The 21,973-nt window shown below is 48.3% G+C and carries 19 protein-coding genes; 4 read left to right on the forward strand and 15 right to left on the reverse strand.

Annotation, left to right across the window (positions count from 1 at the left end):
• Window positions 1-20: 20 nt before the first annotated feature.
• Window positions 21-1,019 (reverse strand): protease SohB, encoded by a 999-nt coding sequence (gene sohB / locus EGC76_RS01055; RefSeq protein WP_128351169.1) that lies wholly within the window; start codon window positions 1,017-1,019, stop codon window positions 21-23.
• A 60-nt stretch (window positions 1,020-1,079) separates the two neighbouring features.
• Complete coding sequence (locus EGC76_RS01060; RefSeq protein ID WP_128351170.1) at window positions 1,080-3,542, reverse strand: VolA/Pla-1 family phospholipase; 2,463 nt, start codon at window positions 3,540-3,542, stop codon at window positions 1,080-1,082.
• A 269-nt stretch (window positions 3,543-3,811) separates the two neighbouring features.
• Between EGC76_RS01060 and EGC76_RS01065 the strand changes: the two genes are divergently transcribed.
• From EGC76_RS01065 to EGC76_RS01080, 4 genes are all read left to right on the forward strand, one after another.
• Window positions 3,812-4,585 carry a YciK family oxidoreductase gene (locus EGC76_RS01065; RefSeq protein ID WP_128351171.1) on the forward strand — a complete coding sequence of 258 codons (774 nt, stop codon included), beginning with the start codon at window positions 3,812-3,814 and terminating at the stop codon, window positions 4,583-4,585.
• Between the two features lie 183 nt (window positions 4,586-4,768).
• Window positions 4,769-5,059, forward strand: coding sequence for a metal-sensitive transcriptional regulator (locus EGC76_RS01070; protein WP_128351172.1), 291 nt, complete (start codon window positions 4,769-4,771; stop codon window positions 5,057-5,059).
• A gap of 10 nt (window positions 5,060-5,069) precedes the next feature.
• A complete protein-coding gene (locus tag EGC76_RS01075; RefSeq protein WP_128351173.1) occupies window positions 5,070-7,310 on the forward strand; it encodes a heavy metal translocating P-type ATPase in 2,241 nt (746 codons plus the stop codon).
• 65 nt (window positions 7,311-7,375) lie between these two features.
• Window positions 7,376-8,353 carry a WD40/YVTN/BNR-like repeat-containing protein gene (locus EGC76_RS01080; RefSeq protein WP_128351174.1) on the forward strand — a complete coding sequence of 326 codons (978 nt, stop codon included), beginning with the start codon at window positions 7,376-7,378 and terminating at the stop codon, window positions 8,351-8,353.
• Here the strand turns inward: EGC76_RS01080 and EGC76_RS01085 are convergent.
• The 13 genes from EGC76_RS01085 to EGC76_RS01145 all read right to left on the reverse strand — a co-directional run bounded on the left by EGC76_RS01085 (window position 8,306) and on the right by EGC76_RS01145 (window position 21,966).
• A complete protein-coding gene (locus tag EGC76_RS01085; RefSeq protein ID WP_128351175.1) occupies window positions 8,306-10,453 on the reverse strand; it encodes an aminotransferase class V-fold PLP-dependent enzyme in 2,148 nt (715 codons plus the stop codon). The genes EGC76_RS01080 and EGC76_RS01085 overlap by 48 nt on opposite strands.
• Before the next feature lie 15 nt (window positions 10,454-10,468).
• Window positions 10,469-10,702, reverse strand: coding sequence for a (Na+)-NQR maturation NqrM (nqrM, locus tag EGC76_RS01090; protein ID WP_128351176.1), 234 nt, complete (start codon window positions 10,700-10,702; stop codon window positions 10,469-10,471).
• Window positions 10,703-10,716: 14 nt separating this feature from the next.
• Window positions 10,717-11,742, reverse strand: a complete 1,026-nt coding sequence (locus tag EGC76_RS01095; RefSeq protein WP_246013860.1) for an FAD:protein FMN transferase — start codon at window positions 11,740-11,742, stop codon at window positions 10,717-10,719.
• A gap of 5 nt (window positions 11,743-11,747) precedes the next feature.
• A complete protein-coding gene (nqrF, locus tag EGC76_RS01100) occupies window positions 11,748-12,974 on the reverse strand; it encodes an NADH:ubiquinone reductase (Na(+)-transporting) subunit F (protein WP_128351388.1) in 1,227 nt (408 codons plus the stop codon).
• Window positions 12,975-13,035: 61 nt separating this feature from the next.
• Entirely contained in the window at window positions 13,036-13,644 is a 609-nt protein-coding gene (gene nqrE / locus EGC76_RS01105) for an NADH:ubiquinone reductase (Na(+)-transporting) subunit E (protein ID WP_128351177.1), read from the reverse strand.
• A gap of 10 nt (window positions 13,645-13,654) precedes the next feature.
• Complete coding sequence (locus tag EGC76_RS01110; protein WP_128351178.1) at window positions 13,655-14,287, reverse strand: NADH:ubiquinone reductase (Na(+)-transporting) subunit D; 633 nt, start codon at window positions 14,285-14,287, stop codon at window positions 13,655-13,657.
• On the reverse strand, window positions 14,287-15,063 hold the full coding sequence (locus EGC76_RS01115; protein ID WP_128351179.1) for a Na(+)-translocating NADH-quinone reductase subunit C: 777 nt from the start codon (window positions 15,061-15,063) through the stop codon (window positions 14,287-14,289). The genes EGC76_RS01110 and EGC76_RS01115 overlap by 1 nt, the downstream gene beginning before the upstream one ends.
• Complete coding sequence (locus tag EGC76_RS01120) at window positions 15,056-16,255, reverse strand: NADH:ubiquinone reductase (Na(+)-transporting) subunit B (RefSeq protein ID WP_128351180.1); 1,200 nt, start codon at window positions 16,253-16,255, stop codon at window positions 15,056-15,058. Before EGC76_RS01120 ends, EGC76_RS01115 begins: the two co-directional genes overlap by 8 nt.
• A 2-nt stretch (window positions 16,256-16,257) precedes the next feature.
• Window positions 16,258-17,598, reverse strand: coding sequence for a Na(+)-translocating NADH-quinone reductase subunit A (locus tag EGC76_RS01125; RefSeq protein WP_128351181.1), 1,341 nt, complete (start codon window positions 17,596-17,598; stop codon window positions 16,258-16,260).
• 272 nt (window positions 17,599-17,870) lie between these two features.
• Complete coding sequence (gene fabV, locus EGC76_RS01130; RefSeq protein ID WP_128351182.1) at window positions 17,871-19,049, reverse strand: enoyl-ACP reductase FabV; 1,179 nt, start codon at window positions 19,047-19,049, stop codon at window positions 17,871-17,873.
• Between the two features lie 87 nt (window positions 19,050-19,136).
• Window positions 19,137-19,454 carry a BolA/IbaG family iron-sulfur metabolism protein gene (locus EGC76_RS01135; protein ID WP_128351183.1) on the reverse strand — a complete coding sequence of 106 codons (318 nt, stop codon included), beginning with the start codon at window positions 19,452-19,454 and terminating at the stop codon, window positions 19,137-19,139.
• A 15-nt stretch (window positions 19,455-19,469) separates the two neighbouring features.
• Window positions 19,470-19,940 (reverse strand): hypothetical protein, encoded by a 471-nt coding sequence (locus EGC76_RS01140; protein ID WP_128351184.1) that lies wholly within the window; start codon window positions 19,938-19,940, stop codon window positions 19,470-19,472.
• Window positions 19,941-20,163: 223 nt separating this feature from the next.
• Window positions 20,164-21,966, reverse strand: coding sequence for a cation:proton antiporter (locus EGC76_RS01145; RefSeq protein ID WP_128351185.1), 1,803 nt, complete (start codon window positions 21,964-21,966; stop codon window positions 20,164-20,166).
• Window positions 21,967-21,973: the final 7 nt, after the last annotated feature.

Below are 21,973 nucleotides of genomic sequence, written 5' to 3' on the forward strand. Positions count from 1 at the left end.
TGTAGGATTAATATGTTGGATTAATTTTTACTGATAAAGTTCTTAACAGCATAGAGTACCGCCGCAACGTTACGCCCAACACGTTCACCGATATTCTTTTTAACCACATAACGCACCAAAAACATATCATGGCTTTCGCGACGCTCTAATAACCAAGCATCGCTGGTTGTCAGAGAGTCAACCAAGCCGTAAGTTAATGCTTCTTGTGCAGTCCAGTATTCGCCAGTTGCTACTTTGTCAAAATCTAACTCTGGACGAAACTTACGAATATGCGCCTTAAATTGTTCATGTATATTCTCAAGGTCTTGTTTAAATTTGTGGCGCCCTTCTTCGGTATTTTCACCAAACATCGTTAACGTGCGCTTGTACTCGCCAGCCGTAACTTGCTCGAAATCAACATCATGCTTCTTTAGCCAACGATGAAAATTCGGTAACTGAGCCAGCACGCCAATAGAACCAATAATTGCAAAGGGTGCTGCCTGTATGTGGTTGGCGACCGCAGCCATCATGTACCCGCCACTGGCCGCAACTTTGTCGACACTCACAATCAGTTCTAAGTCTGCATCCCGTAAACGCTGCAATTGAGCCGCCCCAAGTCCATAACCATGCACGACTCCACCTGGGCTCTCTAAGCGCACCATAACTTGCTCGCCCGGCTCAGCGACAGCCACCACGGCATTCACTTCGCGGCGCAACGAATCCACTTCGTGCGCATCCATGCTGCCTTTGAAATCGATCACGAATATACGCTTTCGTGCGCTTGCGCCCTTTTGCTCTTTTTGCTTACGCTTTAATTCTTTTTGTATTTTCTTACGGTGTTTCTTATCCAACAACTCAAGCTTTAAGCGATGCACACCATCACGTAAGTCATCCGATAAACGGTCAACAACCAGTTCGCCCTTACGGCCTTTTTGACGCTGCGCTGCCTGTGCGATAACACCGACAATGAGCATCACGGCGAACACAATAACTGCTGCCTTCAGTACGAAAACCATTAAATCTTGTGCTATTTCCCACATCGTTTTTCTCCATAAAAAAAGGCCGACGAAGCGGCCTTTTTATTCATTCTTCGCTGTTGTTTATGGTTGCACAACATCTGGGTTTTGAACAGGAATAACCGTGTTATCTGTGCTGAACCAAACCGCAGTTTGCGTCTGCATTTCTTGCGTTGCCTCAGGTGAAGCCGATGGGTCAACAATTGAACCGTGGCTACCCGCCGTGAAGCGCACTGCACCAGAAACCGGCGTACCATCTACAGTCACTAAGGTTTCAGTTACTGCTTCTAACCCTAATGCCGTAATCAATGGCTCTGTACCTGCCAGTGGCTTATTCGCCACAGCATTCGGAATAACCTGATCAGGTAAGTTCTCAGCGCCATCGCCAACAACTTCAATTAAGTGCACAGGCGTTTCCGTCGCAACTAAGCTTGACGCGTAGTTGATTGGGTCAGCTGAGTCCACCACGGTTTGAGCTGCGAAAGCGAACTGCTCAAATACCGAAGTAATTGCAGCTTGCTCGGCGCCACTTAGGCTTGCCCAGAACTGGTCATAAACTGAAATCAACAAGCCTTGGAATTCAGGGTCTGTTGGTGCGACACCTTCAGCTTCTGCAGCTGCGTTAACAGCCGCTGCAAAATCAGCGCTTTGTGCATACAGCAATTGGCTCTTAATAACCGGGCCAAAGCTATTTGACGCCAACAAGAAGTTGGCAATGCTGCCACCTGGTGCCATGAACGAGCTACCCTGAACTGAGAACAGCGCAGAAGCGGCTTCTAATGGCCCAGTCATTGGCGTATTTGCTACTGAGCTAAATGCAGTACCAGCAATCGCACCCAGCGAGTGACCCGCAAAGTAAACGCGGTCTGCATCAATTGGAGCGTTAGTTGCATTCAAGCTTAAGCGCAAACCAAGCAAATCTGATACCGACTGACGTAAGTTGTCACGGGTCGTCAACAAGCTACCTAGATTCATGTAAGCGGTTGCTGGGCCTTTACCTGAGGTTGCATTGATAGCACCGAAGCCACGGTCACCGTGCAACGGATGGTCAATAGCAACAGTCGCAACACCATTCAATGCCATCATACCGGCTAACGACAGTGACGTTTCTTTATATGCGGTAATACCGTGTTGGAAAATCGCAATTGGCCAACCGTCAGCTGGCATGGTGATTGGATCCATACCCATACCGCCACGCACTGCATTCACAGTTGCCAAATCAGGCACTGTAACCACAGCATCTATGGTGACGTTAGCTTGTACCGCAGGTACTGGGTTGAATTTAGTCACGTGACGTTCTTCATCAACGCCTGGGAAGTCCATTGCTGCAACAGCTTCTGGTGTGCTCGCTTGTAAACATGCTTGCACCCAAGCTGGGATAAATGTTGCTGCGCCACCGCTTAACCACGTTGGGTCAATTGACGGTGTGTTGGTTGGATCAATGGCACCGGCTTGAATTGCACCAAGTACAGATACACCGCTGTCACATTTCGCCATCCAACGACCTTCTAAAGGTGCAGTTGGGCTTTCAGCGGTTGGCAACGGCGAGAAATAAGGCAATGTAACCTGGCCACCGTAAACCTGAGCGGTGCTAGACAGCTGATATGCTGGATTCGATGGGTCATTTGGTAATGCACCCGCCTGAACCAAAGCTTGCGCTGCGTTGTAACCTAACGGCGCCACACCCAATGACGGTGACGGCGTACCTGCTTGCGCAGTTGCAGAGAACTGTGCAGCCATCATGGTTTTTACCATGTAGAACGCATCAGCCGTTGATTGCGTGGTGAAGCTTGACGCGTAAGTTACGGTATCAGTATCTACACCATGCGCAGCCAATGCCGCTTCGTGGCTGTTGATTAAGCCTTGCAAGCTTTGCGCAGATGGATCAGCAGAAACTGGATCAGTGCTAACGGGACGTTTCATCAAACCATAAGTTTGCGATGCTTTTACCGTACGACCAAGTGAATCTTGAATGTTATCGGTCAACACAGCCAAGTAACCCGTTTTCGCTTTAAATGGCTTCAACGGCACCACTGCAACACCTGCAGGGCCGGTAGCTTTCACGATAAAGTCTTGACCATGAACCAGCTCAGCGGCTACCGCACAGGTTACTGCTGGGCTTGGCGCTGCGGCACAAGAGGCGCTCACGTCACTGCCACCCATGATGGTTTCAAATACACGGATTGAACCGGGAGCTTCAAGCGACGCTGCGCTTACAGTAACCTGGTCACCGTTTTCATCTGTTGGCAATGAAAAGCTGAATGTTAACGTTGAGTGCGTGCCCCAACCGTCTAAGCCGTTAATCGCAACCTGCGGGTTTCCACCGTCAGTTGGGTCGGCCACAGGAATATTAAGGGTACCGTCTACAGTACCACCTAACAAAATATTGCTCGGCACGGGTACCTGACCGTTTGACGGGTCAAATACAACGCGTGTTGCTGCTACTTGATATTCGGCTTTCACCGATTCTGGCGCATCTTCGCCGCTACCACAGCCGACTAAGCTGAGTGCGCTACCGATCGCTGTTACAAGCAAGAGTTTTTTCATGAGGCTTCCCCAATCCTTGTTCGTGTTGTTATGTATTGAGCACCTGCAGGATGCTATTGTTCGTTTCGCCTATCATCGCCTTTTTAAACTGGTACGACAAGACGTTTTAATTAACAAAATTTTATACACTGTCTGAGCGTAACTTGAAAGTATTTCTCAATAATTTATCTGCACCTGCTGAGAATAATAGCAAAAACCAGTACACTTACCGAATCCACATATTAATTTAAACGTTCAGTTAACTAGAGTGTAAGCATAAAATGAACGCAATGCATAATACCCAAAAGAATACCCAAGAAAATGCCCCAAAAGATTACGCGATAAAACCCGATTCACTTGCCGGTAAAACGATTTTAGTGACCGGCGCTGGCGACGGAATCGGTCGTGAAGCAGCTAAAACCTTTGCCCATTGCGGCGCCACTGTAATTCTACTCGGTCGCACAGTGAAGAAGCTTGAAGCGGTTTACGATGAGATCGTTGCCGCAGGTGGCCCTGAGCCAGCAATTGTTCCACTTGACATGAAAGGTGCGACAAAATCTCACTACCAAGGCATGGCTGCCACTATTGTTGAACAGTTTGGACACCTCGACGGCCTGCTACAGAATGCAAGCTTGTTGGGGGTGTTGTCACCGTTTGAGCACATTGACCACGACTCGTGGAACGACATCATGCAAGTAAACGTCACCGCACAATTCATGATGACTCAAGCGTTAATGCCAGCTTTGAAGAAAGCACCGCACGCAAGCATCGTGTTCACGTCTTCAGGTGTCGGCCGCCAAGGCAAAGCCTTTTGGGGCCCTTACGCCGTCAGCAAATTTGCAACCGAAGGTTTAGCACAAGTTATGGCCGACGAGTACGATGGCACCAATTTGCGCGTGAATGTGATTAACCCAGGCGCCACTCGCACCACCATGCGTTCAAAAGCCTACCCAGCCGAAGATCCCAACAAACTAAAGACCCCAGCGGATTTAATGCCGTTGTATGTGTATTTGATGGCGGACGATAGCATCGGCGTGAATAATCAATCCCTAAACGCACAGTAAAACCTGAAAGCGTTATTCGTGCGCTTCGCTGTTCGTACGCTGCGCTGCTCGTGCGCTTCGCTTTTCGAACAGTGCGCAGCACGGACGAATAGTGAGCGTAGCGAACGTACGAATAACGATTAACGCCCTTGATCTTTATAGGGTAGCCCCCTATACTTTATTCATCATATAACCGAGGTTTTAATGATGAAGCACACTGTTACGCCGCACCCTGATAAGTTAAAACAAAATTTAAAACAACGACTTGCCCGAATAGAAGGCCAGGTGCGAGGTCTGCAACGGATGGTCGAAACCGACACGTACTGCGACGACATTTTAAATCAGATAGCTTCGGTGCAAGCTGCTCTGACTGGAGTTTCTCGCAAGCTACTCACCCAACACATGCACAGCTGTGTCAAACATCGGCTCAATGCAGGTGATGACAGTGTGCTGGATGAACTAGACACCACCATTGAGCGTTTATTGAAACGCTGAGGAGATTTCTATGGCTACGCAACAGTATCAATTACAGCTAGCGGGCATGAGTTGTGCCGGCTGTGCTAAATCAATTGAAAAAGCACTGAATACGGTCACAGGCGTCACCTCTGTGAATGTTAACTTCGCCAATGAGGTCGCTGCGGTTGAAGGTGAAAACCTAGCACCTGATGCGTTGGTTCAAGCAGTGAAGGACGCAGGGTATGACGCCAGCGTTATTGACCATGACAAAGGCAGTGCTGATGAACCTGACCAGCGCGAGCAAGCACAGCGCATTCAGTTTATTAAATTCATTGCCGCAGCTATTTTATCGGCACCTTTGCTGTATAGCATGGTCGGCCATTTCAGCTGGACCCAGGGCATTTATGTGCCCGAGTGGGTCATGAACCCGTGGGTGCAAATGGCCCTCGCAACACCCGTGCAATTTATTATCGGTTGGCAGTTTTATAAAGGCAGCTACACCGCCTTGCGCGGCGGTGCGGCCAATATGGATGTGTTGGTTGCGCTGGGCACCTCGGCGGCTTACTTCTACAGTGTGTACCTTGCCACAACTGGCGGCGCTGAGGTTGCCCATCAAGGCCTCTACTTTGAAACCAGCGCGGTACTGATCACGCTCATCCTACTCGGTAAGTGGTTTGAAGCGCGGGCTAAAGGCCGTTCTTCTGCGGCCATTAAACAACTGCTAAATCTGCAACCCAAACAAGCCATTCGGGAGCTTGTTGACGGCACCACTGAGAACGTTGATGTAGCATCACTTAAAGTTGACGACTTGGTGCATATTAAGCCCGGTCAGCAGGTTCCTGCCGACAGTAAAGTGATATCCGGCGAAAGTGCAGTCGACGAATCCATGCTGACAGGCGAAAGCGTGCCGGTAGATAAACATGAAGGCGATAACCTAACTGGTGGCACGGTAAATAAAAACGGTTTCATTAAAGCTCAAGTCACGCGCTTGGGTAAAGACTCGGCGCTAGCACAAATCATCAAAGTTGTTGAGCAAGCGCAAAACTCCAAGGCCCCTATTCAACGTCTTGCCGATCGCGTATCCGCTATTTTCGTGCCCGTTGTATTGGGTATAGCTTTGGTTACATTTTTGGTTTGGGCGTTCTGGCTCGAGCCTGGCGATTATGGTTCAGCGCTCGAAGCAACGGTGGCGGTATTAGTCATTGCTTGCCCCTGTGCACTCGGTTTAGCCACCCCAACCTCGATTATGGCGGGCTCTGGACGGGCAGCGCAAATGGGCGTGCTATTTAAGCAAAGCGATGTGCTCGAAATTACGCACAATGTGACAACCATAGTGCTTGATAAAACCGGAACCATTACCGAAGGCAAACCCAAGCTCACTGATCTGGAGCTTGATCTAAAAGACACTGAAGAACTTAGCGAAAGTGACTTAAAAGCTGCTATCAAAGCGCTTGAGCAACAGTCGGAGCACCCGTTAGCGCAAGCGATTGTCAGCGGCATAGACGAAACAACCAAACAGCTAAGCATTAGCAACTTTCATGCCCATGAAGGGCGCGGTGTGTCCGCAAAAATCACACTCAATAACAGTCAGCATACGATTCGTTTGGGTAACAGCCGACTGATGCAGGACAACGATATTACCTGCGATACATGGCAAGAACGTAAAGAAGCATTGGAACAACAAGGCAAAACTGCCATGTTGATCAGTTGGAATCAACAAGCTGTCGGCATTGTTGCTGTTGCCGACACCGTGCGCGAGCATGCTAAAGAAGCCGTTAGTGCATTAAAGCAACGCGGCCTCAAAGTTGTCATGATCACCGGGGACAATCAGCGCACCGCCGATGCCATCGCCAAACAAGTCGGCATTGAGCATATATTTGCTGAGGTACTGCCGGAACTCAAAGCTGAGCATGTGAAGAAATTACAAGCACAAGGCGAATTGGTTGCCATGGTCGGTGATGGTATTAACGATGCCCCAGCACTCGCCTCTGCCGACGTCGGTATCGCTATGGGTACAGGTACTGATGTTGCACTCGAAACTGCGGATATCGCGCTTATGCGAGCTGATTTACGCAGTTTAGTTGATGCACTTTACGTCAGCGAGAAAACGGTTCGTAACATCCGCCAGAACTTATTTTGGGCATTTGCGTATAACACCTTAGGCATCCCTGTTGCTGCGGCGGGGCTCTTAGCACCTTGGTTGGCTGGTGGTGCGATGGCCTTAAGCTCTGTATCGGTGGTACTGAACGCGCTACGTTTACAGCGATTGCCGATTAAACGCGACAGTTAGCTTGTGTTTCGGCGCTGAACGCGCCACGATACATACTACAACTCGGGCTAAAGGCAACGAACTCTATGCTAGCTGTAACCATGGCGATGGCCGCAACAATAAACGTTGCGGCACTTGAAACAAAAACCGATGTGCACTGGATAGGCGTGAGTGCGCCAACCACGAATGTAGTGTGGTTGAGCGGCTCCAACGCCACCATAGCGCGCAGCCTTGACGCTGGCGAAACGTGGGACTTTTCACAACCCGCCTCAGCAACGCTCCAGTTTCGTGATATTGAAGCACTCGATGCCAACCATGCATATGCACTCAGCATTGGCGAAAATGGTGACTCCCGAATTTATTACACCTCAAACGGCGGCCGTGACTGGCAACTGCGTTTTCGCGCCGGTAGCAATCAATTTCTAAACTGCATTGCAACAGCCAGTTCTAACGAAGCGTGGGTTTACGGTGACAGTAAAGAAAGCAGATGGGAAATGGTGCGCAGTGCGGACGGTCGCAACTGGCTTTCTGCCAGTAATGTGGTCGACAGCCAGCCCCTACCCGATGAAGGTGGTTTGGCTGCGAGCGGCGGCTGTGTACGCTATAACAATAAAGTTTGGGCTATTGGTACTGCCAACGGGCATACCGCACGGCTGTTAGTAAAACGTAATTTTGGCATTCGTTTCAAGGCCATTGATACGCCGCTTCCTGCAGGTCCAGGAGCTGGTATTGCTAGTGTTTGGCCATTCAGTGAAACCCACGTATTGTTAGCTGGCGGTGATTTAAGCAACGCCGCTGCACGCCCCCGCTTGGTGGAATACAAAGACGATACCTTTACGCCCTTGGCTGAGCCGCCACTGGAAGGTGCACTTTATAGTCTAACCGTGCGTGCTAACCAAGACATGATTGTATCCAACCCCGCTGGCGCGGCTTATTTTCACGCGTCCGAACAACGCTGGCAGTCATTGAGCGACGCCAACGTGTGGAACAGCGCCTGCATTCAAAATCGCTGCTATTTAGTTGGCAAGGAAGGGTACGTCGCGCGCATCAGCTTCGATGAGTAAAGCAGTTCCGCCAGTTAAATGACTCACTTTGCAAAATCCGTGGCGGGCTAACACTTGTGCCGCTACCGCACTGCGGTGACCAGAGCGGCACACACAAACGATAGGCCGCTGAGCAAACTTGTCTCGGTGGGTGTAAATAAATTGCACCAAGCGTGTCAGCGGTACATTGATAACTTCAGCATCCACCGACAGCTCGCGAACTTGATGCTCTTGCTGCTCGCGCACGTCGACAACTAAAGTCTCTGGCTGTTTTAGCCATTCTTGTTGCTGCTCTAAAGGCACATCAACCAACTGACAAGCCACGCATTCATCGGCAACTTCACAAAGCCGCTGTACCACGCGGAACGAGTCATCGCGGCTAGCAAGTAATAACGTTTGGTCATGAACCAAAGACTTAAGCAGTTTGGCGTCTTGATGCTCACCGATAAAGGCAAAATCGACATGCGGAGACGGATGCTCTGCCGCCAACGGTGAACTCAACAGATAAACTGGCAACCGTGTGCCAACACGATAAAGTCGGCGCTTACCAACCGGCAAACAGCCAAACACCGGTGTCTCGCACTCAGCAGGAGCATCACAGCCACCAACGTGCTGCTCGGGCCAACCCACCGCGTCGCGCGCAGCGCTACAACCACTTGCGCATAATAATTGCGCTAACATCGCGGCTGGGCTATCAGGTTGATGCGGTTGCGTCGACAGCACAGCCCGCACTTTATAATTTTGACACGCAACTAATCGCTCAATGCGTTCAGCGAGTTCCGGAACAGGGTCGATGACCGCCATTTCCTTAGCCGCTTTATCAATCAACAAATAGCAACAGTGGGTATCAAAACGCAATTGCACCACGCCATCTAAATCACTGTCTATATCTTCGTTGATATCAGAAACCAGCAAGCATGACTGACGCAAAGCTTTAGCCGCATCACGAATGCGTTCACAAGCAGCATCAATCGTTGCTGCTTGTGTGGCGGGGCCAAATGACAAGCGAATGGCTGAGCTTGAACGCCATTTCTCTAACCCCATCGCATCAAGCACAAAGCTTTGGGTAACACCTGAACTGCATGCAGAGCCAGAGCTGACTCGAATATTAGCCGCATCAAACACGTCCATAATGTCGCGCGACGGCACACCGCGAACGGAAAAGTTCAGCGTAGTAGGTACCGAATGCTTGAAGTCATGATTTAACTGTAAGGTAGGAAACACACTACGCAAGGCCGCTAACAACTGGGCGCGGTAGGCTTCCAATGTTTCTTCAGTTTGAAATACACGTTGCTGCTTATCTAACAACAACTCAAACAGCGCATGCAAAGCAGCAATGCCTGGCAAGTTCTCGGTACCGGACCGCTGACCTTGTTCCTGCCCGCCGCCGATGATTAATGGGGTAAATGGCGCCGCGTCGCGCACATAAATAAAGCCGATGCCTTTCGGTCCATACAGCTTGTGCCCACTAAATGGCGCATAATCAATGGTGGTTTCAGAAATCTGTAGATGTTGCTTACCTAATGCCTGCACACAATCAACCATCCACGGCACCGATTCATTGTGCGTACGGATAACCTTCTCTAGTGCAACGAGGTCTTGCTTAACGCCGGTTTCATTGTTTACCGCCATGGTGCAAATCATGTGGGCAGCGCCAACATGCTCAGCAATAAACTGGTGATCAAGCAAGCCATTCTTATCAACCGGAATGGCTTTCAACTCCGCATTAAGTTGCAGTAACTTATTCCAGTGCTCAAGCGCTTGCGGCACCGCTTTGTGTTCTGTTGCACCATACAACAACCAACGGCGCGCACCGCTATTGGTGTTATCTCGCGCCGCAATTAAGGCCGACAATACCGCGGTTTGAATGCCTTCGGTGGCACCACTGGTAAAAAATAGGCGCCCTGCGCGCGCGCCAATCACCTGTCGCCCAAGGCGACGGGTATTATCAAGAATATAGCGCGCTTGTAAGCCAGCAATGTGGCTGCTTGAGGGGTTACCGAAGACATGTTCCATGACATGTTCGACGGCCTGAGCGATTTGCGGCAACACCGGTGTGGTTGCGTTACAATCAAGATAAATTTCAGCCGCTTTCGGGCGAATTTGTACCGGCGTTACCATTGAATCAACTCCTTGTTATTGGTCGATGCGATTTTCCTGCCACTGTTTTTCTTTGGCCGCGCGGGCTTCTTCAGCCATACGCGCTTTTTTATCATCGCATGGGTCATCGCAATCACATGCTTTTTCCATACCTAACGATGAAATACCACCACAGCTACCTGAAATCGATTTGCGCTGGGCTATAAAGCCCACCGACATGGCCAATACCACCACCAACATGATGACGAATACAGCAAAAAAAACGCCCATGTGGACCTCCTGAGCTACTGCTCAAATCGTTTGAATGCAGTACTAGTGTACTCTTTAAATTCTTCGTTTTCACGGGTAACCAGCAATACTGCCAAACCTTTTCGATTGGCGAATTCCAGTGCCTGCTCCGGCCCCATAACTGTTAAGGCGGTAGCATAGGCATCGGCATCCATGCAGGTTTCCGTAATGACAGTAACAGATACCAGATTGTGCTGAATTGGATAGCCACTTCGCGGATCAATAATATGCGAGTAACGCACACCATCTTCTTCAAAATAGTTGCGATAATCACCCGACGTTGCGACCGCGTTATTGCCTGGCTCTATCACCCGTTGCACCGCACGTTCAAGTGACACTGGTTGCTCAATGGCAATGCGCCAAGGCTGCTCACCAGGCTTGCTGCCCTTCATGCGCATCTCGCCGCCAATCTCGACCAAATAGTTTTGAATCTCCATTTGTTCAAGCAATAAAGCCACGCGATCGACGCCATACCCCTTCGCGATAGTTGACAGGTCAACATACAAATCCGGTACAGCTTTGGTCAATTGGTGGTTTTTGACCGATAAATAATGGTAACCAACTTGATCACGAACAGCGTTGAGTTCAGCTTCTGTCGGCACAGTTTCTGGCCGCCCGAGCGGACCAAAACCCCACAAATTCACCAACGGCCCAACCGTAACATCCAGCAACCCATCGGTTTCAGCACCAATTTCCAGTGCTCGGCGAACAACCGTCTCTAACGACCGCGACACCACGACTGGTTCAGTGGTTTGGCGGCTGTTAAACACCGAAAGTTCTGAACTCGGGTCATAGGTCGACATCTGACTATTGATTTGCTGCAACACACCATCAACGCGTTCTTTAACACGCTCTGGCGAATGATTGGGGTTCGCCGTCACATAACGAATATGGTACGTGGTACCCATGGTTTCGCCAGAAACGGATATTTGCTGCGGTACATGCGTGCACGAAACGAAAAAGGCCAGCCCAAATAGGGCTAGCCACACGCGTAGAATAAGTGAAACGTTTAGGTTAGCCACCGAGGTTAGCCACCAAAGTCATCCAATAAGATGTTTTCATCTTCAACGCCTAAGTCTTTCAACAGTTTGATAACGGCTGCGTTCATCATCGGCGGACCACACATATAGAACTCACAATCTTCTGGAGCTTCGTGATCTTTCAGATAGTTTTCGTATAAAACGTTATGGATAAAGCCGGTATAGCCTTCCCAATTGTCTTCTGGTTGTGGATCAGACAACGCAACGTTCCATTCAAAGTTATCATTTTCACGCGCCAACATATCGAAATCTTCTACATAGAACATTTCTTTCTTCGAACGCGCACCATACCAGAACGTCATCTTACGATCAGTATTCAAACGACGCAGTTGGTCGAAAATGTGTGAACGCATTGGCGCCATACCTGCACCACCGCCAACGAAGACCATTTCTGCTTTGGTCTCTTTAGCAAAGAATTCACCGAACGGACCAGAAATTGTCACTTTATCGCCTGGTTTCAGGCTAAAGATATACGATGACATTTGCCCAGGTGGCAAGCTCATATCACGCGGAGGTGGCGTAGCAATACGCACGTTCAGCATGATAATGCCTTTTTCGTCTGGGTAGTTGGCCATTGAATACGCACGAATCACTTCTTCGTTAACTTTTGACTCTAAGTTAAAGAAGCCAAAGTGTTCCCAGTCGCCACGGAATTTCTCTTCAATATCAAAATCTTTGAATTTCACATGGTGAGGTGGGCATTCAATTTGAATATAACCACCGGCACGGAATGGCACATCTTCGCCCTCAGGCAACTGCACCACAAACTCTTTAATGAAGGTTGCAACGTTGTGGTTTGACTTAACGGTACAATCCCACTTACGAATACCGAAAACTTCTTCAGGAAGTTCGATTTTCATGTCTTGCTTCACGTTCACCTGACAGGATAAACGGCAGCCTTCACGAGCTTCTTTACGGTTAATATGGTCACGTTCAGTTGGCAGAATCTCACCACCACCTTCTTTGATAACCACGCGGCACTGGCCACATGAGCCACCACCACCACACGCTGATGATACGAAAATACCCGCATTTGCTAATGCACCAAGCAACTTAGTACCTGGCTGGGTAGTAATTTTCTTGTCTTCATCATCGTTAATTAAAATCTCGACATCACCCTGAGGGACCAATTTTGATTTAGCGATCATAATTACCGCCACCAAAATCAGTACAATCAAGGTAAACATGCCTACGCCGAGCGCTATTAATGTCAAATCTTGCCCTTGCATCGACTTGTACCTCTCGTTAATCCGTTGCTATCGTTACCGGTGCTTCTTAAAGGGATACGCCAGAGAATGACATAAAGCCCAAACCAATTAGACCAACCGAAATAAATGTAATGCCCAAACCGCGTAAGCCGTCTGGTACGTCTGCATATTTCAGTTTTTCGCGTACTGCTGCTAATGCAACAATCGCGAGAGCCCAGCCAATACCGCTACCGATACCGTAAACCACACTTTCGCCGAAGGTGTAGTCACGCTCAACCATGAACGAAACGCCACCAAAGATTGCGCAGTTAACCGTAATCAACGGCAAGAAAATACCCAATGCGTTATATAACGCAGGAACGTATTTATCCAATGCCATCTCTAGAATCTGAACCAACGCAGCGATAACGCCGATGAAGGTTAAGAAACGCAAGAAGCTCAGGTCGGCATCAGGAAAGCCAGCCCAATCCAACGCGCCAGGCGCCAGAATGTTGTGATAAACCAAGTTGTTTACTGGAACCGAGATACCCAGTACCACGATAACCGCAACGCCCAAGCCAAAGGCAGTAGTTACTTTCTTAGACACCGCCAAGAAGGTACACATACCAAGGAAAAACGATAACGCTAAGTTCTCAACGAAAATCGCCTTAATAAATAAACTGATATAAGCTTCCATGGTCTGCCCCTTAATCCTTCGGTTCTACTTGTTCGGTACGGAAGGTACGCAGTACCCAGATAAAGCCACCGATAATGAAGAACGCACTTGGTGGTAGAACCAACAAGCCGATTGGCTGATACCAACCCCCTTCAGAAGCCAGTTGCATGATCTGATAGCCAAACAGGCTGCCCGAGCCAAACAATTCACGAATAAATCCAACAGTTAATAGCACCACTGAGTAGCCTAAACCGTTACCAATACCGTCTAAGAACGACAAACCTGGCGTGCTCTTCATGGCATAAGCTTCGGCGCGTCCCATAACGATACAGTTGGTGATAATCAAACCAACAAATACCGAGAGTTCTTTTGCGATGCCGTATGCATAAGCACGTAAAATCTGATCAACCACGATAACCAAACTGGCAATAATGGTCATTTGCACAATGATTCGCACACTCGAAGGAATGTGATTACGAATAATTGAGATAAACAAGTTTGAAAACGCCGTAACAAAGGTCAGTGCGATACACATAACCAAGGTGTTTTCCATTTTTGAGGTAACCGCCAATGCAGAACAAATACCTAGAATTTGCAAAGCGATTGGGTTGTTGGCAAAAATCGGTCCAAACAGAACCTCTTTAACTTCTTTTGCACTAGCCATTAGTTCAGCTCCCCTTTACGAATTTTATCAAACAGCGGGCCGTAAGCGTTATCGCTGAACCAGAACTGCATGGTGTTCTCAACACCATTACTCGTTAGCGTCGCACCCGAAAGCGCGTCCACTTGATGGTCTTTGTCAGTCACATTCTTTGTAACTTCCAACGCCACGCTGTCGCTTTCATAAATTTCTTTGCCTTCCCAGCTTGCAGCCCAGTTTGGATTCTGGATTTCGCCGCCAAGGCCCGGAGTTTCAGTGTGTTCGTAGTAGTTGATACCTTTCACCGTGTTCATGTCCGGTGCTACAGCCATAAAGCCATACATAGTACCCCACAAACCGTAACCACGAATGTAAACCACAACAGTTTCTAACTCACCTTGTGCATCGTTGATAAAGTAAACTTTAGCAACGTCTTCACGTGAGCCAATACCAGCCACATCTACTTTTTTATCCAGCTTAGTACCTAGACCAGCTTTCTTAGCAGAAGCAATTGGGTCATATTCTGTTGGGTTTTTACCGTCAACCGACTCCACTTCTTCAAGCGTATTCAAGTTGAATAAACGTGTTTCAACACGTTCTTCAAACAATCCGATGACGTCAGTTTCAGGAGTTAACAAACCTGCAGCATCCAAAACGTTACGTTGCATATCTAACGCTGCGTTTTTCTGTTGCAGTGGTTTTAAACCAACTGCTGAACCCGCCACGATTATCGCGCACACTAAACAGAGCGCGACAACGACAAATAGCGTTTTCCCAAGTGATTCGTTTTTATTAGCCATTGCGTGCCATTCTCCGTTTAATGTTTGATTGAACAACAAAGTGGTCAAACAGCGGCGCGAATACGTTCGCGAACAGAATCGCTAACATAATCCCCTCTGGGTACGCAGGGTTTACCACACGGATAAGAACTGTCATTGCACCGATTAAGAAACCGTAAGCGAACTTACCTTTGTTGGTGAATGATGCAGATACTGGGTCGGTTGCCATGAACATCATACCGAAGGCAAAACCACCAACAACCAAGTGCCAGTACCATGGCATTGCAAACATTGGATTGGTATCGCTACCGATAGCATTGAACAAGAACGCCAACGCAGCCATACCCACGAACACACCTGACACAATACGCCATGATGCAATTCTGAAATAAATAAGTGCTAAACCGCCAATAAGAATCATCAGGGTTGAAACTTCACCCATTGAACCTTGGATGTTACCTAAGAAAGCGTTCCACCAGAGATCCATGTCAGCGAAATAATCGACACCTGAAGCAGCCTGGCCAAGCAAGGTTGCACCTGAGAAGCCATCAACGGCTGTCCATACTTGCTCACCGGAAATTGCAGCTGGGAAGGCAAAGTACAAGAAAGCTCGACCGGTAAGCGCAGGGTTCAAGAAGTTGCGTCCAGTACCGCCGAACACTTCTTTACCAATCACCACACCGAAGGTGATACCTAGCGCAACTTGCCATAGTGGCATGGTGGCAGGCAAGGTTAAGGCAAACAGTACAGAAGTAACGAAGAAGCCTTCGTTGATTTCATGCTTACGCACCGAGGCGAATATTACTTCCCAAAAGCCGCCCACAATAAATGTGGTTGCATAAACAGGAACGAAGAAACAGGCACCGTAAAACATTTTGGTACCCCAGCCCGCGCCAGCGAAATCACCACCAAGCAACTGGAACAAGCCCACCTGCCAAATGTCAGCTAACTCGTAGCCGTTCGCCAATGCCATAGCGGCTTGGTTACCTACGTTGTACATACCCCAGAACATTGCTGGGAAAGTCATCATCCACACTAAAATCATGATGCGTTTCAAGTCAACGCTATCTTTTACGTGGGTAATGCCCTTCGTCACTTTGCCTGGCGTGTAGAAAATTGTAGCTGCGGCTTCGTATAAGGCGTACCACTTTTCGTACTTGCCGCCTTTTTCGAAGTTTGGCTCAATCTTCTCGAGGAAATTTTTTAAGCCCATGATCAGCCCTCTTTCTCAATTTCGGTCAACATGTTACGTAACACTGGACCGTACTCATATTTGCCCGGGCAAACGTAAGAACACAGTGCTAAATCCTCTTCGTCCAGTTCCAAACAGCCCAGTTTCTGAGCTTGCTCGGTATCACCAGAGAGCAGGTCACGTAGCAAAATCGTTGGCAAAATATCAAGCGGCATCACGCGCTCATAGTTGCCGATTGGAACCATAGAACGGTCTGAACCGTTTGTGGTGGTAGTCATTGCGAACAACTTTTTAGGAATTAAATGCCCCAAGTATGCGCGCGTCACTGAGTGCTGTTCTGCACCTGGCTTAATCCAGCCAAACAGTTCTTTTTGGTCGCCTTCAGCCAATACACTCACTTGATCGTGGAAACGACCAAGCCATTGGTGTGCATCATCAACTTTGTGACCATTGAGTACTGAGCCAGAAATAATGCGATTCTTGCCTTGCGACAACTCGCCTTTGGTCAGCTCACGCAAATTTGCGCCCATGCGGGTGCGCAACAAACGCGGCTTTTTAGTGCTTGGGCCACCCAAGGCCACAACGCGGTCAGTAAATAGTTCACCGGTAGTGAACAATTTGCCGTAGGCGATTACTTCTTGGTAACCAATGTGCCATACCGGCTTCGCCGCAGACACAGGGTGTAAGAAATGGATATGTGTACCAACTAAGCCTGCAGGGTGCGGCCCTGCAAAACTCTCGAGTTGAACTTTCGCATCGTCGGTATCAACTTCTGCATCAGCAGCCTTAACAACAAAAACTTTGCCTTGGGTCAAGTTACTAAGAACTTTTAAACCGTCGATAAATGCTTGTTTGTGTTCGTTGATAATAACTGATGGGTTCGCCGCTAATGGATTGGTATCCATTGCGTTCACGAAAATTGCAGTAGGCTCGGCATCTAGCTTAGGCGAACGACTAAACGGGCGGGTACGCAAGGCAACCCATTGACCCGAATTATTTAGTTGCTCAACCACTTTAGCGCGATCAAGGCTTGCCAGTTCGCTACTGTCGTACTTGGCAAAGGTTTCTTGCTCATCGCCGTCAATTTCAATGACAACAGCTTGCAAAACACGCTTTGCGCCACGCAGTACGTCTTTAACAACGCCGGCAGCTGGAGCGGTAAATTTAACCCCTGGGTTTTTCTTGTCTTCGAAAAGTACCTGGCCTTTTTTAACGCGGTCTTCAACCTTGACATGCATGGTTGGACGCATTCCCACATACTCTTCACCCAGTACGGCAACGGTGGTGATGGCTTGGCCATCCTCGATAGTTTGCTGGGGGGTACCCGAAATTGGGATATCCAGCCCTTTCTTGATCGTAATCATACGCGTTTGCACTACTCGTTAGGGAAGATTAATCTCACTCCAGCACACGCAGTTTGGTACGACCCAGCCTGCCTGCACTGACCAAATTCTGTCCATTTTCACCTAGGGCGCGCATTTTAGCACTTTTACATGCCAAAACAAAACCGATATTAGCTATTCGATATTAGATATTAGTAGGCATTGACCTTCACTAACATCTAATATCTTCTCGCCTTTTGTTTTGTCCTTTTCTAATATCAGATAGCTAATATCTAATTGCGCGTTTGCTGTTGTTACCAGGTGACTACTGGATCCACATCGGCATCATAATCAACGCCTTCAATGCCAAACCCGAACAATTTCAAGAAGTCACTGTGATAACCGGCGTAGTCCGCTAATTGGTGGAAATTATCTTGCGTCACTTGATGCCACAAGGCTTCCACTTTTGCTTGCGTTTTTTCGTTGGTTTCCCAGTCGTTCATAAACAAGCGCCCTGCTTCGTCAAGCTTCGGGTTTTCGCTATATAGCGCATCTTTTAGCAAGCGGTAGGTTTGCTCAATGCAGCCCTCGTGGGTGCCTTCTTCCTTCATCACGCCGTATATCAGAGAAATATAAAGTGGCATAACAGGAATCGCGGAGCTCGCTTGTGTTACCAAAGCTTTTAGTGATGACACATAAGCTTCCAGGTTAATGCCTGCATAACGGGTACGCATTTCTGCGGCCGCGCGATCAAGATCTTCCTTGGCTTTACCAATGGTTGCTTGCCCATAGATTGGCCAGGTTAACTTTTTACCAATGTAGGTATACGCTGTGGTTTTTGCGTTGTCTGCCAATACACCTGCGTCATGCAATGCAGCCATCCACAATTCCCAATCTTCGCCGCCCATAACTTTAATGGTCTGCTGAATTTCATCGTCATTAGCAGGCTCTAGGGTAATTTCAGACACTTCGTCTTTGTCGGTATTGTAGGTTTTCGTGGTGTACGCTTGACCAATTGGCTTCAGCGTTGAGCTGTAAAGGTCGCCGGTTACAGGGTCTTTGCGTTTAGGTGACGCTAAGCTGTAAATAACTAAATCAACCTGACCAAAATCTTCTTTTATTTTTTCAATCACTTGGTCTTTAATTTCGTTCGAAAAAGCATCGCCATTAATCGTATGTGCGTATAGCCCTTCTTTGGCAGCTGCCTTATGAAACGCTGCGGTATTGTACCAGCCCGCAGTACCGGTTTTCTTCTCAGTTGGCTCTTTTTCGAAACATACGCCCAGAGTCTTTGCGCCCGCACCAAAGGCCGCGTTAATACGAGAGGCTAAGCCATAACCTGTTGAACTACCAATCACCAACACGCGTTTCGGTACATCATTAAGAGCCGGCTGTTGCTTCACATAGTCAATTTGCTGTTGTACATGAGCCGCGCAACCTACTGGATGAGCATTGGTACAGATGAAGCCGCGAATTTTTGGATGAATTACCATAGTGTTATGTCCTGTTTTTTTTAAATTCGTATCGATACAAATGCCGGCTAGTGTAACCGACCACACGCGCTCAAGTGATCTGAGCTGTTACGATTCCAGTTTACTGCCACCACGGCACTGCGGTGACTCAGGTACTGCATGCAGTTGCTGCCATTCCTGCACGCTATACACATGCAGTGCGAGCGCATGAACCGGCCCTGCCAGTTCGTCCGCAAGTACTTTGTTCACCGCGCGGTGTCGCTGTAACAAACGCATGCCGTCAAAATCTTTGCATACCAACACAACCTTAAAGTGGGAATCATCACTTGGCGTACCATGCAAGTGGCTCTCATTAATGACTTCAAGATGCGCGGGTGCAAAATGCCGGGTTATTTTTTCATGAATGTGTTGCTCAAGTGCAGTCATAAGCACCTCTAAAGTTTAGTTGGCGTCCAGTGAACTGTAGCAGACGCTGTCATCACGCCCGATCTTCGCGAAGGCATTAATAATGTTTGGCTCAGGTTGGTTAGGGCGATAGGCAATGCGAAATATCTGTGAACCGAAGTTTCCAGATACCTGATATAACAACACCCCATGTTCTTTATATATGGCAATTAACTGCTGTAAGCCTTCGGCTCGGTTGCTGGGGAATACAGAAATGTCACCCACCAGGCGCCAGCGATTAAGCTCGTCTTGCTCAGCCATGAGTGCTTGATTGATTCTATCGCGACAAAAACTTAACTGTATGATGCTGTTTGAGAGCGCCCAATTGCCTGTTGGCAGTTGCAGCGTATCAATTTCATGTACCCACTGGGTTGCTTCATCCAGCGAATCATCTGTCGCACGGGGCTCACAGCCGGACAGCAACGTGAAGGTAATTCCGACAACAACAAGCCATTTTGCGAAAGCCATAGCACACCCATATTTGAGACAACGATATGACTTGGGAGTATAAAGGCTCTAGAAGGAATTAAAAAGCGGGAAGAACATCCTTGTTCGAAGGGATAACGTCATTCCATGAGTGCTATCCCTAATCCATGCAGCCATAATATCTAATTAAATGTTTCATTTCAATTACAATTTGGCAACAATTTATTAAGTTTCTCTTTTTAAAGTTGATTTTGTGTAAAAATAATTATTCCTCAGACTGTTCCGTCTCGGGGCTAACCAACGCCACAATCTGCCATCCAGCCTTGGGTTCAAATGTCTGGTCGCTTGAAAAAAGGTGACAAAAATCACGTTCATCTAGGGCGTAAAGCGGTAACGCTCGGTTTCCATAACGATCCTGATAATCGTCATAGTGAAACGATTCTGTGAGCGCGGTCGTTTTAACTTGCGCACCTTGGAAAGTTAGACTAGCCAGCTTCGAGAATGTAACGCCTTTGCCGAATAGTTTCAGACGCTTACGGTACACTTCTGGCAGTTGGTTGCGCGCTGGAGCATCATGATCAGTACTGTGCAACGCATAAATTTTATCTTCTGAGAACCAGTCCATAAAGTGCATCGCAACCACCGGATTTAACTGTCTATACGGCGATAAAATCAGCACATGGCCAATACCAGTGAGGTCCATATTATTTTCGGCGTGTTCCGAGGTTGGGTTACCGAAGTAAACCGGCAGATTCTCCATGCGGGCCTGCTTGATATGTTCCCAGTTGGTATCCGCGAGCAACACCGGAAATTTATTCTCTTTCAGCGACTTTGCAATCAATCGTGCTGTGGGGTTGGCACCGAAAATAAGGAAGCCACGCGCTGGTGGCTCTCGCAACTTAAGCGCATGCGCGAGCGGTTTTGCCGTTAGGCTTTGCAGTACAACGGTGCTAAGAATAACCAAGAATACCAACGGCACCAACAATTCGGCTTCTTCCCACCCAGCTTGCTGCAACTTCAATGCAAACAATGCCGACACTGCCGCAGCAACAATACCGCGCGGCGCAATCCAGCTCAGCAGTATCTTTTCTTTAAATGCTGTTTGGGTGCCTATCGACGAAACCCACACGCTTAATGGCCGCACCACAAAAATAATAATTGCCAGTAACACCACTGCCGGGAAGCCAAGCGAATTAAACGCGTCAGGTTGCAAACGCGCCGCAAGAATAATAAATAGCCCGGAAATTAGCAGCACCGATAAGGTTTCTTTAAACTCGAGAATGTCGTCAAGATCTAAGCCACGCATGTTGGCCATTACCATGCCCATAACGGTTACCGTCAACAGGCCGGATTCATGCTGCAAGGCGTTAGAGACAGCAAACACACCCAGAACTACAGCAAGGGTTGCAACGTTTTTCAAATAGTGCGGAAAGATACTTTTGAGCAAGGCCCAGCCCAACAATTTACCGCCGGCAAAACCAAGTGCAAAGCCCACACCGATAGTGGTAGCAAAGGCTTGTAGCGCTTGCGTCCAGCCCGCACCTTGACTCGATATGATGAACTCATACACCAATACCGCCAACAACGCGCCGATAGGATCAATGATGATGCCTTCCCAGCGCAAGATGTTGCCAAGACGCGCCAAAGGCCTTACTGAGCGTATCATGGGCATGATTACGGTTGGCCCCGTTACCACCACCAAGGCACCAAACAGCGCCGACAGCTCCCAACTAAAACCAATCAAATAATAGGCTGCTATTGCAATGGATACCCAGGTAATCACCATGCCAATACTGACGAGGTTGGTCACCATGCGACCGTGACCGCGAATTTCATCAAACTTCAGCGTTAACGAGCCTTCAAATAGGATAATCGCAACGGACAATGACACGAGTGGGAATAAAATATCGCCAAATACCGCATCGGGATTCAACACACCAAACACCGGGCCTATTACAATGCCGACAATCAATAATGGCAGAATCGCCGGTACTTTCATGCGCCAAGCGCCCCATTGGCATAAAATTGATAGCACACCAATCAAGGCTAACGCGGACATATTTGACATAAAGAAT

Origin of the sequence: Pseudidiomarina gelatinasegens, assembly GCF_004025325.1 — a bacterium.
Classification (GTDB): Bacteria; Pseudomonadota; Gammaproteobacteria; order Enterobacterales; family Alteromonadaceae; genus Pseudidiomarina; species Pseudidiomarina gelatinasegens.

Excerpts from the sequence above, each read along its gene's own strand:
- nqrE (WP_128351177.1), bottom strand. The coding sequence starts at position 13,644 with ATGGAAGCTTATATCAGTTTATTTATTAAGGCGATTTTCGTTGAGAAC.
- sohB (WP_128351169.1), bottom strand. The coding sequence starts at position 1,019 with ATGTGGGAAATAGCACAAGATTTAATGGTTTTCGTACTGAAGGCAGCA.
- EGC76_RS01120 (WP_128351180.1), bottom strand. The coding sequence starts at position 16,255 with ATGGGCTTAAAAAATTTCCTCGAGAAGATTGAGCCAAACTTCGAAAAA.
- fabV (WP_128351182.1), bottom strand. The coding sequence starts at position 19,049 with ATGGTAATTCATCCAAAAATTCGCGGCTTCATCTGTACCAATGCTCAT.
- EGC76_RS01070 (WP_128351172.1), top strand. The coding sequence starts at position 4,769 with ATGATGAAGCACACTGTTACGCCGCACCCTGATAAGTTAAAACAAAAT.
- EGC76_RS01110 (WP_128351178.1), bottom strand. The coding sequence starts at position 14,287 with ATGGCTAGTGCAAAAGAAGTTAAAGAGGTTCTGTTTGGACCGATTTTT.
- EGC76_RS01065 (WP_128351171.1), top strand. The coding sequence starts at position 3,812 with ATGCATAATACCCAAAAGAATACCCAAGAAAATGCCCCAAAAGATTAC.
- EGC76_RS01125 (WP_128351181.1), bottom strand. The coding sequence starts at position 17,598 with ATGATTACGATCAAGAAAGGGCTGGATATCCCAATTTCGGGTACCCCC.
- EGC76_RS01115 (WP_128351179.1), bottom strand. The coding sequence starts at position 15,063 with ATGGCTAATAAAAACGAATCACTTGGGAAAACGCTATTTGTCGTTGTC.
- EGC76_RS01060 (WP_128351170.1), bottom strand. The coding sequence starts at position 3,542 with ATGAAAAAACTCTTGCTTGTAACAGCGATCGGTAGCGCACTCAGCTTA.
- EGC76_RS01145 (WP_128351185.1), bottom strand. The coding sequence starts at position 21,966 with ATGTCAAATATGTCCGCGTTAGCCTTGATTGGTGTGCTATCAATTTTA.
- EGC76_RS01135 (WP_128351183.1), bottom strand. The coding sequence starts at position 19,454 with ATGACTGCACTTGAGCAACACATTCATGAAAAAATAACCCGGCATTTT.
- nqrM (WP_128351176.1), bottom strand. The coding sequence starts at position 10,702 with ATGGGCGTTTTTTTTGCTGTATTCGTCATCATGTTGGTGGTGGTATTG.
- EGC76_RS01085 (WP_128351175.1), bottom strand. The coding sequence starts at position 10,453 with ATGGTAACGCCGGTACAAATTCGCCCGAAAGCGGCTGAAATTTATCTT.
- EGC76_RS01075 (WP_128351173.1), top strand. The coding sequence starts at position 5,070 with ATGGCTACGCAACAGTATCAATTACAGCTAGCGGGCATGAGTTGTGCC.
- EGC76_RS01140 (WP_128351184.1), bottom strand. The coding sequence starts at position 19,940 with ATGGCTTTCGCAAAATGGCTTGTTGTTGTCGGAATTACCTTCACGTTG.
- EGC76_RS01080 (WP_128351174.1), top strand. The coding sequence starts at position 7,376 with ATGCTAGCTGTAACCATGGCGATGGCCGCAACAATAAACGTTGCGGCA.